Below are 14,485 nucleotides of genomic sequence, written 5' to 3'. Positions count from 1 at the left end.
GAGGGGCAAAGCGGACTATGGGCAGGACCGCTTGATGTTCGCTTCGGAAGTGGCACGCGCGGCCTGCGCGAGCCCGGCGAACTGACCGGCGAGGGCCTCGATGACTTCCGGGCGGAGCTTGTAGTAGATGAATCGGCCGCACGGTTCGGTCTCCACGACCCCGGCCTCTCTGAGCACCTTCAGGTGGTTGGAGAGGTTGGTCTGCTTGGCGCCGGTCTCTTCCACGAGGTGCGTGGTGCACAGCGTCTCGCGGGAGAGCAGGGTCACGATCTGAAGCCTGAGGGGGTCTGCCAGGACTCGGATCAGTTCAGTGTCGACTGACGTCATCATGTGCTGATACTGTCACATCAGCTGGGGCTGACACCAGCGTGAGCTGACTTTATTGGCTCCTTTGAACAGGATCGCCATGCCCACGCCCTCCTCACCCCTCCTGCCGGACGAACGCCTGGCCGCGGGGGCTGCCCGCCTCGCCACCCGGTACGCCGGCCGCTTCGCGCCGGAAACCGTGCTGGGCCTGCTCGCCGAGCACGCCCGGATCCGTACGCACGTGGTCGTGCTGGCGGAACGGCTGACCGCCGAGCGCCTGGACGCCCTCGCCCACACCCAAGGGCTGACGAGCGGCCCGACGCGAGTCCTGTTCGTGTGCAGCCACAACGCGGGCCGCTCCCAGATGGCCGCCGCCCTCCTCGCACCACCGAGCGGGCGAACGCGTCACCGTCTCCTCAGCGGGCACCCACCCCGCCGACGAGGTGGAGCCGCGCATCGCCCAGGCCCTCACCGAGGCGGGCGCGGACCTTCTCGACGCCTACCCCAAGCCTTTGACCTCGGAAGTCGTCGAGGCCGCCGACATCGTGATCACGATGGGCTGCGGCGACGCCTGCCCCGTCGTGCCCGGCCGCCGCTACCTCGACTGGCCCGTCGCCGACCCCGACGGCGCACCGATCGCCGTCGTACGAAACATCCGCGACGCCATCGACGCCCACATCAGCGAGCTCCTCACCCAGCTCGCCCCCTGAAGCCCCCGCACACCCCCACCGCGCCGGTGACGCCGTCGCCCGCCTTGGGCTTGGGCGGGGGCGGCGGAGCGACGTCGTCACCGGCCTTGGGCTTGGGCGGGGGCAGTGCGAGGTCGCCGCCCTTTTTGCCCAGGTTCTTGCCCGCGCCGTCGCCGAGGCCCTTGGGCGGCGGCAGGACGTCGTCGAGCTGCTTGCCGATCTTCCGTCCGGCGTCGTCGCCGAACATCTTCGACAGGAGCTTGCTGAACAGGCCGCCCAGGGCCTGGAAGGGACCCGCCAGCGCGCCCTGTACGGCCCCGGAGAGCGCCGCGTTCTTGGTGAGCTCGCTGTCCCACTCGTCGCGGGTGCCCTGGTTCAGCTGCGTCCACTGGCTGAGCGCGTCCATGACCACGCCCATGCCGACGTTGATGATCTCGTGCATCAGCAGCGCGACGATCATCCGCCCCAGCCGGGTGCGGATGATCAGCCGGACGATGGCCTGCTTCTGCAGGTACGCGCCGATGGACGCGCCGAAGAAGAAGGACAGCGCCAATGCCACCGCGGCCTCGACCAGCAGCTCCACCAGCTGAGCGATGATCATGTACTTGGTGTACTGGAGCTGGGTCGCGCTCTTGCGGGTGAAGGAGGCGATCAACTCCGCCTGTTCGGTCACGGAGTTGAAGTAGTCGAGCCCCTTCTGGCCGCCGAGGAAGGACTTCATCGCCTCCTGGTACATCTCGGCGGCGCTGCCCTCGAAGTTCTTCTTCGTGTAGCCGAGGGCGTCGGCCACCTGCTGCTGGACCTCACCGTTCAGTTTCCCGTGCAGCCCCTTGTGCGCCTCGGCGAGGGCGAACAGCTTGTCCTCGTCACCGTCCGGAGGGATCTCACCGGTCAGGGCGGCGAACAGCCAGGCGCACTCGGGGGGAAACTGCAGCGACATGGAGGCTCAGCGCTTCTTCGTGGGGTTGTTGACGTGGTCGATGACGTCCTGCTGGGTCTTCTTGAACTTCTTGGAGGTGTCGCCGAGGCTCTGGCCGCTCGCTTCGAGGGCCTCGACGAGCGCCGCGGTCCCGTCCACGACGGGACCGAGGCCCTGGTAGTACTTCTTGGCGAAGGCCTCGCCGAACTCGCCCGTGCCCCAACAGCCGCGATAGCTGGTGATCTTGTCCATGTACTCGTCGCGGGCCACCTTCAGCACGCTGCCCACGTCCTTCACGGCCTGGCCGCTCTTGTCCAGGCCCTCGCTGTCGACGTCGAGTTCGCTCACCGGCCCGCCCCCGCCGCCGTGCCCGTCCCGCCGTCCTCGTCGTCCACCAGCTCGTCCAGCAGGGCCCCGCCGGAAGAAGAGGCGGTGGCCGAGCGGGAGGAGGGGACCACCAGGTCCGCGTCCTCGCGCAGCGGCGCGAACAGGTCCTCCCAGTCCACCGGCCCGAAGCCGCCCGGCGCGTCCGCGGACAGCCCGGGAATGGGCCCGAAGGGCCGGTACACGTCGAGCAGTTGGGAGGCGGCCTGGGCGCGGGCCGAGGCGATGGTGGTCATCACCACGTTCGCCAGCTCCGCCGGAGCCATCGTGCGGTACCGCGAGGTGGGGAAGCGCAGGCCCGTCAGCTCGCCCTGAGCCCCGACCGTCGCCTCCACCGCGCGGTCCTTGGCGGTGACCGTCACGGATATCGCGGCCGCCTCCGCCGCGGCGGCGTCCAGGCGGCCCCGGGTCTCCTCGAACTCCGCCAGCGCCTCCGCCAGCCGTTCTTCCAGGGGATTGCTCATCCCTGCGTCCCTCCTCGTTCGCGTGCTGCGTACCGGGAGCGGTCGGAGACCGTCCCTCGTCCCTCGACGGCTTTCCCACCGGCCGGGTTCACCGCCCGATCACCGCGGAGACGCCGCCCTCGTCGGTGCCCCAGACGTCTTCGTCCTCGCTGACCCAGGTGGCGCGCTCGCGCTCCTCGCTCTGCGTGCTCTGGCCCCCGCCGCCCATGCCGCCGCCCATCGGCGGCATCATCGGCATCCCGCCCGAGGTGGTGGCCGGCCGGCGCAGCGCGGCGGCCTCCTCGGCGGCGAGCTGGGCGACGCGACCGCGGGTGGCCGCCGCCTCGTTGAGCGCGGACGCCCGGTTGCGCTCTCCGGGGACGGTCGTACCCGTACCCGCGCCGGGGGGCGGGGTGAGGGTGTGCCCCAGGGGGTTGGCGCCGAGCGGGGTCGGCGCGGACGGGCCGCCCGAGCCGTAGCCGCCGCCCGACAGGGAGGACCCCGACTTCCGGTAGTCGTCCGGGTAGTCGTAGTAGTCGAAGTCGCTGAGCCTGCCCGAGGAGCCGTTCGGGCCCAGACCCGTCGGGCCGCCCGTGACCGAGACCGTCCGGCCGTCGGCGTCCGTGGTGACCGTCCGCCCGTCCGGGTAGGTGATCTTGTGGCCGCCGTCCTGGAGCTTCTGGTCCACCGTGCCGTCCGGGTACTTCGTGGTCGTGGAGCCGTCCGGGTTGTGCTTGGTCTCCGCGCCCGCGTTCCCGCCCAGCGGGTTCAGGTGCTCGGTCTTCTTGTCCCCGTCCGGCTCGGTGGTCGTGTAGGTACCGTCCGGGCCGAGCTTGGTGGAGGTGCCGTCCTTGTAGGTGGTGACGACCGTGCCGTCCTTGTCCACCTTGGCCACGGAACCGTCCGCGTACTCGATGGTCGAGGTGTTCCTGCCGAGGTGGGAGACCGTCTTCGTGCCGTCGGGGTCGATCGTGGTGACCGTTCCGTTCGGACTCACGGTGGTCCTGGTCCCGTTGGTGTGGACCGTCGTGGCCGAACCGTCCTTGTTGAAGGTCGTGGTCGAGCGGTCGGGGTTGTGAACGGTCTGCCCCGCCTCCGGGCGGTTGACGGTCTTGTTGCCCTCGGGATCGGTGGTGGTCAAGGTGCCGTCGGTGGCACGGACCTGCGTCGAGCCGTCCTTGAACTGCGTGACGGCGCTGCCGTCCGGGCGGATCGTGGTCTTGGTCCCGTCCGGGTAGCTGACCGTCTCGCTACCGTCCTTGTGCAGCACGGTCGTCGAGCCGTCCGGGTTCACCGTCGTGGTCGTGCCGTCGCGGCCGATTGTGGTGGTGGTCCCGTCCTTGTGCGTGACCGTCCGGGAGCCGTCCTGGTTGTACGCGGTGGTGCTGCCGTCCGGGCCCTTGACCGTCTTCAGCGGAGCGGTCCCGTGACCGGTACCGAGGCCGGGCGGGTTGATCCCGAGGAACGGCGGGGGCGAGCCCGGGGGAGTCTTCTCCTGGCGTCCGTCCGGGTACGTCGTGGTGTACGAACCGTCGGGGTTGCGGACGGTGACGGAACCGTCGGGGTTGCGGACGCTGTTGCCCAGACCGAGCCCGGGCGGGTTGATCCCGAGCGTGGGCGGCGGCTTGCCGCCGTTGCCCAGATTGCCGCCGGGGTTGTTGAGGTCCAGGGTGGGCGGGGGGACCTTGCCCTTCTTGTCACCGCCGCCACCGCCGATGCCGCCGCCACCGCCGATGCCGCCGCCACCGCCGATGCCGTTCGGGTCGAGCTTCGGCGGCGGCTTCTCCCCGCCGTCGCCCCCGCCCTTCTCGTCCAGCTCCTTCTGCTTGTTCTTCGCCGTGTTCTCGGCGTACTTGGTCGCGAGGTCGGTGAAGCCCGGGTTGAAGGTGAAGGAGCTGGTGGCGTACTTGAGGTCGGCGAAGGCGTTGTTGAGCGCGCTGGCCTGTGCGAGCGCGACCGTGTCGAGGCTCAGCAGGTTCGCCACCCAGCCGAGGTAGGCCTGCTGTGCGAGCTTCTGCCAGGCCTCCTTCTGGGTCAGGTCGCCGAACGGCTCGTAGTAGATGGAGAACCCTTCGCCCTGTACGAGCTTGTTGTTCGGCGCGTCCAGGGTCACCTTCTGGATGTTCTCGCTGTTGATGTACTTGACGACCTTGTCGATCTCCAGGTCGAGGAAGTGCGTCGGCGTGAAGGTGGCGGGCTGGGTCTCGCTGGAGAACGACCACGTCTCCCAGGTCTCGTGCAGCTTCGTCGCGGCATCGTGGATGGCCTTCGCGCAACGCAGGATCTCTCGGCCGGTCGAAGTGTCCGAGGCGACGGCGGGAAGGTTTCCCAGCTTCACGCTGGCTATGCCCCGGTTCGCGGTGAGCTCCTCGCCGAGGTCCTTGTACCCGAGGTCAAGTCCTTGGATCAGGGTACGGAAGACATCCGCCGCCGAGCCCTTCCAGGCGGCGTCGTCCCCGCCGAGGCTCTTCGACCAGGTCTCGATCTTCTTCTGGTAGTCGATGAAGAAGGTGCGCACCTCGTCGAACGACTTCGCCGTGTCCATGATCGTGGCCAGTTGTACGCAGTCCTTCTCGTCAACGGCCTTGACGCCCACATATCCCAGATCCAGGTTCGCGGTGGTTCCGTTGTCCATGAAGGACTTGAGGGCCTCGCCGTATCCCCAGTCGTAGGCGCCGGCCTTCCCCTTGTTGCTGAAGTCGTTGCCGCCCTCGTTCCAGGGAACACCCAGTGTGATCTCCCAGTACTTTTCGACCCCGTTGGTCTTGTGGGCGATGTCGTAGAACTTGATGACCCGCTCGGGACCTTTGGTCTCGACGTTCGGGAGGCTCTCCGTATTGCCTTCGGAATCGTTCAGCAGCGGGAGGGCTTTGGGGTGCGCTCTCAGCCAGCCGGTCCCGGGAACGGTCTGGTCGCCGGTGCTCCCCACCTTCCCGACGTCCTCGCGCTTGCCGCCCGCGAAGCCGGTGAGTTGTCCGACGACGTATTCCCACCGGGTCGGGTTCTGTGGGGGCGGTGTTGCCATGGCGGAGAGGGGCCCTTCCGGGGAACGCGACGGGTGGTGGGACGGTCAGGTGGTCGAGGGTGAGGGCGGGGGCGCGGGTTTGTCGGGCGTGAAGGCCTGGTTGACGTCTTTCCAGTCGACGAGGAAGTCCGCCCCGGTTATGCCGTCGAGGCTTTCGCTCTGGGCATCGCCCAGTTCCTTGATCGTCTGAATCAGTTCGTCGTCGATCTCGGTGAAGAGGATCCTCTGCTTGGTCAGGATCGCGGCCAGCGAGGTGGAGGTGGACCCCATGAACTTGACGAGCGGCGTCCCGTCTATCGGTGTCTCTTCTTTGTCGTCATTGGTCCCCAGCCTGCCGAACCGCGGGGGGGTCGTCATGAAGGGGGTGGCAAGGTTCCCCATCGTTCTGGCCAGCGACTCCATGGAAGCGATCGGGCCCGCCTCCTGGCCCGTGCTCGTCAGCGTTTTGAGGCGCGCGACGAAGGCGGCGATCCCGTCGAGGCTGTCCGTTCTGAACTTCTCCAGACTGTCCTTGTCGAGATGGGACAGATCGGTACCGTCGGCCATGGTCACTCCCGGGCGGCTGGGCGGCTGGGCGGCTGGGCGGGGTTGCGGGTACGTCCCGGCGCCGCCGGACGGGGCCGGCGGCGCCGTCGGGGCGGGTCAGCGGATGCGGACGTTGTTCCACTGGTCGGCGCTGCGGTTCTCGTGCTTCTTGTAGATCTCGCTGATCATGTTCAGCAGTTCGCTGTGCTTCGCGAGGATGGCGCCGAGGCCGTCCGAGGCCGTGTTCCAGTCGGTCTGCTTCTGGCCGTAGACGGCGGCGTCCTGGCCCTGCCAGGCGCCGCGGAGGCCGGCCAGTTCCTCGTTGAGGGCCTTGACGGTGTTCTGGATCGCGGTCGTCTGCATCCGCATGTCCTCTGCGGCACGGTCGACGTGCTGGTACTGGACGTGGATGACGCCGTCGGTCTTGTTGGAATAGAAGTCGGACATGCGGGGCTCCTCGGGCGGCGGGCTGACGGAGAGGTGACGGAGGCTTGCCGGCTCAGGGGTTGAGCCGGTTCTGGGCTCCCTGGGAGATCGAGGAGCGCTTGGCTTCCTGGATGAAGTCGTTGATCTGGCCCTGGGTGCGCGACTGCGCCTGCCCGGTCTCGGTCAGCGTCTGCATCATCTCGCCCATGCTCCGGGTGATCAGGTCCACTTGGCCGCTCCACTCGTTGAGCAGGCCCTGGAACGCGGCTCCGTCGGCGCCGCCGTAGGCCCTGATCAGGCCGTCCATGACCGTCTTCACGTCGGTCTGGGCCCTCTCCACGCCCGTCTTGGCCTGCTGGAGGGCGTTGTAGCCGCGCTGGTTCTCGCTCTGGTCCGAAGTCTGGGTGCTACCGGGAGGCGGCGGAGTCGCCATGATGGTGTTCCTTGTCTGGCGCGCGGCCATGGGGACGGGGAGCGGAGCGGGTGCGAAACCCGTCCGCGTGTCGGCTGATGGTAAGAACATTTGTATGGGCGCTGCAACGAGGGGAGTCGTCTTTTGAGCTTCCTCTGATGTCCGGACGCGAGAACGGCCGGTCACCACCGAGGAGGATGGTGAAACTCCGCCGCGGGTTCACTCGCAGGGGGAGTCGGCCGGTTTCAAACCTCCGGCGCCCGCCGCGGGCTGACGGCCCATCGCCGTGTCCACGTCGAGCCGCGGGCCCGTGGGCAGCATGTCCAGCAGCCTCGACGGCACGGCCTGGGCGTGCCCGCCCTTCAGCCCCAGCCGCTCCACCGCGGCGGCGTCCGGCAGCCGGTACTTCACGCCGACGTCGGTGACCAGGTACGTCGTGGTGCCGCGTACGCCGCCACCGGCGCCGAGCGCCTGTACCAGCGCCCCGCCTCCCGGGCGGACCGCGATCCCGTCCACCGGCAGGCAGGCCCGCGCGATCTCCGGTCCCGCAGCCGGGTCCGGGACCCTCCCCGCCTCGCGTACCAGGGCGATGCGGATCCGGGGGGCGGTGCCCTCGGGCTGGATCTGGGCGCAGAGCTGGGAGCCGGCGGTCAGGGCCAGTGCGGCCGGGGCGCCGGCCGGCCAGTCCGCGGGGTCCGATCCGCCCTGTCCGGCGGGGGCCTGCCGGCGGGTCAGCTCGTCGGCGCTCAGTGCCAGCGCCGCCGGGACGCGGCCCGGGTACGCCTGACCGGCCGTGCGGTCGTCGCCCAGGACCAGGGCCGCCGCGAGCGCGGAGAGCGGGCGCAGTCCGGCAGCCTCCAGCAGGAAGTACTGCTGCGCGGTGCCGGGGGAGGAGAGGGTGAAGACCTGGCCCACCCGGGCGGCCGCGCCGCCGACCGTGCCCGCATCCGTACCGCGGCCCTCGATCTCGGGGGCGGCCAGGTCGGCGCCCGCGGGCAGGCTGTCCAGGAAGGCGGCCGAGACGGCGGTGGGGACGGCGCCGGAATAGCCGAGCGCCTGCTGGGCCCCGTGCCCGCCGATCCGCAGCCGGCGGTCCCCCCACAGCACGTGCCGGACCCCGTCGGGGCCGGCGACGAGCAGCGCCCGCTGGTTCCCCGGTGCCTCGCCGTCGGAGGCGAAGCCGAGGCGCAGCGAGGTGCGGGCCGTGCGGCCGGTGCCGTCCGGACCCGTCTGGCGGGGTTCGTCGGCGCACACCTGCCAGGAGCCCTTCTCCAGGTCGCCGGGTTCGGGCAGCGAGTCCGGGGCGCCGGGAATGCCGACCGGGGTGCCGTGCGGCTCGCCGCGCAGGGACGCCGAGGACACCGTGACGGTGCTCAGCCGGTTTTCGGACATGAGGCGGGCCGAGGCGTAGTTCCGTACCGGGTGGAGCCGCCCGTCGAGGTACAAGTAGCGCGTTCCGGTGTCCTTCTCCACGATCAGCGCGTTCGCCGTCCGCCAGGACTTGGTGCCGGCCGGGGACAGCAGCCCGAACAGCACGAAGCCGACGACGAGCACCACGCCGAGGCCGATGCCCCAGGCCAGGCCGCGATTGGTGCGGCCGACCGGGCTCTCCGGGGCGTCCGGGTCCTGCCGCAGCATGCCACTGGTCAGCCGGCCCATGACGAACATGTGGGCCTGGACCTGGTCCTTCCTGGACTGCATGTCGTTCCCCCCGTCAGCCGGAAATGGAGCGCAGGGCGCCGTAGACGCCGAGCACCCACAGCGCCAGCGGGATCAGCGCGACCGCCGCGCACGTGTGCAGGATGTCCCCGGCCCGGCCCCAGTGGGGCAGGATGCGGCGGCCGGGCACGGTCCAGGACGTGACGAGCGCCACCCCGGCCAGCACCAGCAGGGTCGCGAGCACCGCCGGGCGGTTGCCGGGGGAGAGGGCGGACGCGCCGGTGAGGGCCGCGAGGACCAGCCCGTACAGGCCGGGCAGGAAGACCGCCGGGCGCTGCCAGACGTTCCCGATGGGCCGGGAGTGCAGCAGCAGGAGCAGGCTGAGCACGCCCGCGGTGACGCGGGCCGGGGTGCCCGGGTCGTCCAGCAGCAGTGCGGTGAGGGCCATGGCGCAGACCAGGCCGACGGCCGCGTAGAGGGCGGTCATCCACTCCTCGGCCAGCGCGGTGCGGCCGACGACCCCTTCGTGGGGGTGCGGGTCGATGCCCTCCTGCAACTCCTCTGCGTTGGACGGCAGGATCGGCAGTCGCAGCCCCGACAGCCGGAAGGCCAATCCGGGGACCAGCCCGCCGACGGCCACGGCGAACACCGCCACCACGCTCGCCGCGGGCCCGAGGCCGACGTCCAGCGTCAGCATCAGCGTCCCCCAGACCGCCCCAGCCAGTGCGGCCACCGCCACCGACAGCAGCAGCGGTACGAAGGCCGCCACCGCGGCCACGGCCAGCACCGCGCCGCCCGCGGCCGCGGCGGACGCGGCCAGCAGCCGGGCACCGCCCAACTGCCCGCCGCCGTCGGCCTCGCCGACGGGCAGCAGGGCGCCGGCCAGCGCCAGGTAGGGCGCCACGAAGACGCCCAGAGCCGCTCCGGCGGCCGAGTCCCCGACCGCGCGGGAGGCCGCGGCGGCGCCGAAGAGGACCAGCAGTCCCGTGATGCCGGCGACGGCGGCCCGGGCCGGCCCGCTGCCTCCGGGCAGGGCGCACACGACCCAGCCGGCGGCCAGCAGCAGGACGCCCGCCGTCCGCAGCAGCCGGCGGCCGGCCGTGGCGTCCCAGCCGTGCGGGCGCCCGCGCATGGTGCTGGCGACCCCGTCGACGAGGTCGTCGAAGTGGATCGCGGGCAATGCCTCGGTGCGGGGACGCAGATGGAGGGTCTCCCCGTCGCGCAGGGACATCGCCTCGGGTGTGCTCTCCTCGTCCAGCGGTTCCCCACCGAGGCGTTGCAGGACCCAGCCGCCGTGTTCGATTCCCTGCTCGGGGAGTTCCTCGCCGGCGTGGTCCAGGAGCGTGGGCAGGAGGTCGGCCAGTGGAACGTCGACCGGCACCGCGAGGTCGAGCAGGCGCCGCGGTGTCCTCACCGTGAGTCGGCACAGGCCGGGGCTCGATATGCCCGGAGTTTCAGTCATGACGGTGCAGCACCTATCCAGGGGCCGGGGTACCAAAGGGAGGTAGTGCACACTACCGTGACCAACACAGCAGGTCACAGACCACCCTTGGCCCTCCGCCGTCACCCGGCGCGGAGAGCGGTCCCCGGTCCCCCGCGACACCGCACGGGGGGCGGGGGCCGGACGCGCCGAGCCCGAGGAGACACACCAGCGTGAGCACCGTCCTGTTCCGTCGGCCCGCCCGCCGCCGCGGTCCCGACATGCCCGAGGGCGAACTCAGCCTCCAGGAGCCGCCCACGCTGCCGGAGGCGGAACCGAACACGTCGGCCATGTGGACGTACCTGCCGATGGGACTCACCTCCCTCGGCATGCTCATGATGTTCCTGCGTCCCGGCCAGGCGACCGCGTTCAGCTACATAGCCATCGGGCTGATGCTGCTCTCCTCCGTGGCCATGATCGGCGCGCAGCTGATCCGCAGTGCGGGTGAACGCAAACGCAAACTCAAGGGTGAGCGACGCGATTACCTGCGCTACCTGGCCCAGATGCGCCGCAAGATCCGCGTCACCGTCGGCGCCCAGCAGAAGGCGCTGGCCTGGCGCCACCCCGAGCCCGCCGCCCTGTGGGCGCTGGCCGGGACCAGCCGGCAGTGGGAGCGCCGGCCCTCCGACGACGACTTCGCCGAGGTGCGGGTGGCGGTCGGCGACCAGAAACTCGCCACACGGCTCACCCCCCTCGCGACCAAGCCGGTCGAGGACCTCGAACCGCTCGCCGCACACGCGCTGCGCAGTTTCATCCGCGCCTACGGAACCGTCCCCGACCAGCCCATCGCCCTGTACCTGCGCGCCTGGTCGCGCGTGGTGATCCGGGAGGAAGGCGGCGACGGGGGCGGGGAGGAGGGGCAGCGGTCCCGGGCCCTGCTGCGGTCGCTCCTCGCCCAACTGGTCACCTTCCACGCGCCGGAGGAGCTGAACATCGCGCTGTGCGTCAGCGACGAGCGGCGCGCCGCGTGGGAGTGGCTCAAGTGGCTCCCTCACGCCCAGCACGGCTACCAGCGCGACGGCGCGGGTCAGGCCCGGCTCGCCGCCGCGGACTTCCAGGCGCTGGAGGAGCTGCTCGGCGCGGACTTCACCCAGCGGCCGCCGTTCGACCCGGAGACCCCGCCGGGCCGTGACGAGCCCTTCACCGTGGTCGTGGTGGACGGCGGGGCCGTGCCCTCCGGGCACCGTGTCACCGGACCCGGCTACCGCAACACCGTACTCGTGGACCTCGGCGGGGCCCTCGCCTGGAAGGCCGCCCGGGGCACCCTGCGGCTGCGCCTGGACGACGAGGGCCTGCACCTCGTCCGCACCGATCGCGAACGCAAAGAACAGGCAACCCTGTTGGGTCGCCCGGACAGCCTCGGCCCGGCCGCCGCCCGCGCCTTGGCCGCGCGCCTCGCCCCGTACCGGCTCGGCGGCGGCGTCACCGCCTCGGAGCCCTTCGTCGCCGAGACCGAACTGACGGCCCTGCTCGGCATCCCCGACCTGCGGCGGCACGAGCCCGCCCGCCTCTGGGGCCAGCCCCAGCGAGCCGTCGAAGGCCGCGGACGGCTGCGGGTGCCCATCGCCGTCGGCGAGGACGGCACCCCCGTCGAACTCGATATCAAGGAGTCCGCCCAGGGCGGCATGGGCCCGCACGGCATGCTCATCGGCGCCACCGGCTCCGGCAAGAGCGAGCTGCTGCGCACCCTCGTCCTCGGCCTGGCACTCACCCACTCCTCCGAGACCCTCAACTTCGTCCTCGTCGACTTCAAGGGCGGCGCCACCTTCCTCGGAATGGACGAACTGCCCCACACCTCCGCCGTCATCACCAACCTCGCCGACGAGGTCGCCCTCGTCGGCCGCATGCAGGACGCCCTGCACGGCGAACTGATCCGCCGCCAGGAACTGCTGCGCAAGGCCGGCAACCACGCCTCCCTCCTGGAGTACGAGCGCGCCCGCGCCGCCGGTGCGCAGATCGCGCCGCTGCCCAGCCTGTTCGTCGTCGTCGACGAATTCAGCGAGCTGCTCGCCGCGCACCGCGACTTCATGGAGCTGTTCGTCATGATCGGCCGGCTCGGGCGGTCGCTCGGAGTGCACCTGCTGCTCGCCTCCCAGCGGCTGGAGGAGGGCCGCATGAACCAGCTGGAGGGCCACCTCTCCTACCGCATCGGCCTGCGCACCTTCTCCGCCATCGAGAGCCGCGGCGTCCTCGGCGTGCCCGACGCCTACCACCTGCCCTCGCAGCCCGGCAGTGGCTATCTCAAGAGCGGCGTCGAGGCCCTGACCCGCTTCCGCGCCGCGTACGTGTCCGGTACGTACAAGGCGCCCCGCCGCGGCGTCCGCCGCGAGCAGATCGCCCGGCAGGTCGTCCCCTGGGGTACCGAGTGGGTGGTGCCCCACACCCTGCCGCTCGCCCCCGAACCCGACCCGGAGAACGAGCCCGAGCCCGAGACTGAGGGGACGAGCCTGCTCGGCCTCGCCCTGGACCGGCTGCGCGACAGCGGACCGCCCGCACACCAGGTGTGGCTGCCCCCGCTCGACACCCCGCCGAGCCTCGACTCCCTGCTGCCGCCGCTGACCCCGGACCCCGATTTCGGCCTCACGACCGCCGGCTCCCCGGACCGCGGGCGGCTGCGCGTGCCGGTCGGCCTCGTCGACCGCCCCTTCGAGCAGGTACGGGACCTGCTCACCGTCGACCTCTCCGGCGCCGGGGGCCACGTCGCCGTCGCGGGCGGACCGCAGAGCGGCAAGAGCACCCTGCTGCGCACCCTGATCTGTTCCCTCGCCCTCACCCACACCCCCCGAGAAGTGCAGTTCTACTGCCTGGACTTCGGCGGCGGCGCGCTCTCCTCGCTCGCGGGCCTCCCGCACGTCGGCGGGGTCGCCGGCCGCCTGGACCGGGAGCGCATCTCGCGCACCCTCGCGGAGGTCACCTCACTGCTGGGCCGGCGCGAGCTGTTCTTCCAGGAGGAGGGCATCGACTCGATGTCCACCTACCGCAGGCGGCGCGCGGCCGGCGAGTTCGCCGACCAGCCCTTCGGCGACGTCTTCCTCGTCGTGGACGGCTGGTCCACGGTCCGCAGCGAACTCTTCGACGACCTCGGCATCTTCGGCGAACTGGCCTCCCGGGGACTGAATTACGGCGTCCACCTCGTGATCGCCACCTCGCGCTGGGTGGACGTGTCCGCCTCCCTGCGCGACCAGATCGGCACCCGGCTCGAACTGCGCATGGGCGACCCCATGGACTCCGCCATCGACATCCGCAAGGCCGCCACCGTACCCGTCACCACGGGCCGGGGCCTGAGCCCCGACAAGATGCACTTCCTCGCGGCCCTGCCCCGGATCGACGGCCAGGAGCAGGCGGAGGACCTCTCGGAGGCCCTCGCCGACCTCGTCGAGGCCGTCGCGGAGAGCTGGGACGCGCCTCCGGCGCCGCAGGTGCGCATGCTCCCCACCCAGCTGCCCGCCGCCGAACTCCCCGCCTCCGACCACCCGCTGCGAGTGGCGATCGGCCTCGACGAGGTCGAACTGGCCCCCGTCTGGCACGACTTCCGTCAGAGCCCGCACCTCTACCTGGTCGGAGACACCGAGAGCGGAAAGACCAGCGCGCTCCGGCTGCTCGTCCAGCGCATCATGGCCACCCACAGCCCCGACGAGGCGAGCTTCCTGGTGGTCGACTACCGCCGGGGCCTGGTCGAGGCCATCCCCGAGGAGTACCGGCTCGGGCACGCCGTCTCCGCGGACCCGCTGCGCGAGTACGTGGACGGCGTGGCCCGCGCGATGGCCGACCGGCTCCCCGGGGAGGACATCTCCCCGGCCCGGATGCGCCGCGCCGACTGGTGGAACGGGCCGCGCCTGTTCGTCGTCGTCGACGACTACGAGATGGTCGGCTCGGCCTTCGACGGCCCCTTCGAACCGCTGCTCGCCCACCTGCCGCTCGGCCACGAGATCGGCCTGCACATGATCGTTGCCCGCGCCTCCACCGGCGCGGGCCGGACGGACCCCCTCGTCCGCAAGATGAACGAGGTCAACTCGTCGGCGCTGCTGCTGTCCTGCCCGCCGTCGGAGGGTTACCTCCTCGACAGCGTCAAGCCGCGCATTCTGCCGCCGGGCCGGGCCCAGAGCGTCGTACGCCGCAAGACCCGGCTGGTCCACCTCGCCCTGCCCGACCCCGGGGAGGAGGGCTCCGAAGAGCAGTGAGCCGCGTACGCCGGCCCGTCCCCCGGCGTCGGGCGC

The 14,485-nt window shown here is 71.2% G+C and carries 12 protein-coding genes and 1 pseudogene; 3 read left to right on the top strand and 10 right to left on the bottom strand.

What is annotated here, in order from left to right; genetic code table 11:
• Positions 1-15: 15 nt before the first annotated feature.
• Positions 16-330, bottom strand: a complete 315-nt coding sequence (locus DRB96_RS02970) for a metalloregulator ArsR/SmtB family transcription factor (RefSeq protein WP_112446631.1) — start codon at positions 328-330, stop codon at positions 16-18.
• Between the two features lie 76 nt (positions 331-406).
• On the opposite strand from DRB96_RS02970, the pseudogene DRB96_RS46200 reads away from it, so the two are divergent.
• Positions 407-538: pseudogene (locus DRB96_RS46200) on the top strand (arsenate reductase ArsC); the annotation flags it as partial.
• Positions 539-749: 211 nt separating this feature from the next.
• Positions 750-1,016, top strand: coding sequence for an arsenate reductase ArsC (locus DRB96_RS44215; protein WP_343234500.1), 267 nt, complete (start codon positions 750-752; stop codon positions 1,014-1,016).
• Here the strand turns inward: DRB96_RS44215 and DRB96_RS02960 are convergent.
• From DRB96_RS02960 to eccD, 9 genes are all read right to left on the bottom strand, one after another.
• Positions 997-1,935 (bottom strand): hypothetical protein, encoded by a 939-nt coding sequence (locus tag DRB96_RS02960; protein WP_112446630.1) that lies wholly within the window; start codon positions 1,933-1,935, stop codon positions 997-999. The genes DRB96_RS44215 and DRB96_RS02960 overlap by 20 nt on opposite strands.
• A 6-nt stretch (positions 1,936-1,941) precedes the next feature.
• Positions 1,942-2,262 carry a hypothetical protein gene (locus DRB96_RS02955; protein ID WP_112446629.1) on the bottom strand — a complete coding sequence of 107 codons (321 nt, stop codon included), beginning with the start codon at positions 2,260-2,262 and terminating at the stop codon, positions 1,942-1,944.
• On the bottom strand, positions 2,259-2,762 hold the full coding sequence (locus DRB96_RS02950) for a YbaB/EbfC family nucleoid-associated protein (RefSeq protein WP_112446628.1): 504 nt from the start codon (positions 2,760-2,762) through the stop codon (positions 2,259-2,261). Before DRB96_RS02950 ends, DRB96_RS02955 begins: the two co-directional genes overlap by 4 nt.
• An 88-nt stretch (positions 2,763-2,850) precedes the next feature.
• Positions 2,851-5,766 carry an AAWKG family protein gene (locus tag DRB96_RS02945; protein WP_112446627.1) on the bottom strand — a complete coding sequence of 972 codons (2,916 nt, stop codon included), beginning with the start codon at positions 5,764-5,766 and terminating at the stop codon, positions 2,851-2,853.
• 45 nt (positions 5,767-5,811) lie between these two features.
• The gene (locus DRB96_RS02940) at positions 5,812-6,312 is read right to left on the bottom strand and encodes a type VII secretion system-associated protein (RefSeq protein WP_112446626.1); all 501 of its coding nucleotides are present in this window, start codon (positions 6,310-6,312) and stop codon (positions 5,812-5,814) included.
• A gap of 96 nt (positions 6,313-6,408) precedes the next feature.
• Positions 6,409-6,738: a WXG100 family type VII secretion target gene (locus DRB96_RS02935; protein ID WP_112446625.1), complete on the bottom strand. Its 330-nt coding sequence runs from the start codon at positions 6,736-6,738 to the stop codon at positions 6,409-6,411.
• A 52-nt stretch (positions 6,739-6,790) separates the two neighbouring features.
• Positions 6,791-7,150, bottom strand: coding sequence for a hypothetical protein (locus DRB96_RS02930; protein ID WP_112446624.1), 360 nt, complete (start codon positions 7,148-7,150; stop codon positions 6,791-6,793).
• Positions 7,151-7,348: 198 nt separating this feature from the next.
• On the bottom strand, positions 7,349-8,830 hold the full coding sequence (eccB, locus tag DRB96_RS02925) for a type VII secretion protein EccB (protein ID WP_112446623.1): 1,482 nt from the start codon (positions 8,828-8,830) through the stop codon (positions 7,349-7,351).
• 13 nt (positions 8,831-8,843) lie between these two features.
• Positions 8,844-10,250: a type VII secretion integral membrane protein EccD gene (gene eccD, locus DRB96_RS02920; RefSeq protein WP_112446622.1), complete on the bottom strand. Its 1,407-nt coding sequence runs from the start codon at positions 10,248-10,250 to the stop codon at positions 8,844-8,846.
• Positions 10,251-10,441: 191 nt separating this feature from the next.
• On the opposite strand from eccD, the gene eccCa reads away from it, so the two are divergent.
• On the top strand, positions 10,442-14,449 hold the full coding sequence (eccCa, locus tag DRB96_RS02915; protein ID WP_112446621.1) for a type VII secretion protein EccCa: 4,008 nt from the start codon (positions 10,442-10,444) through the stop codon (positions 14,447-14,449).
• The last annotated feature ends 36 nt before the right edge of the window (positions 14,450-14,485 follow it).

Origin of the sequence: Streptomyces sp. ICC1, from assembly GCF_003287935.1 — a bacterium.
Lineage (GTDB): Bacteria > Actinomycetota > Actinomycetes > Streptomycetales > Streptomycetaceae > Streptomyces > Streptomyces tritrimontium.
Note: the sequence above shows the minus strand (reverse complement) of the source record. Positions and strands in the feature narration are given on the sequence as shown.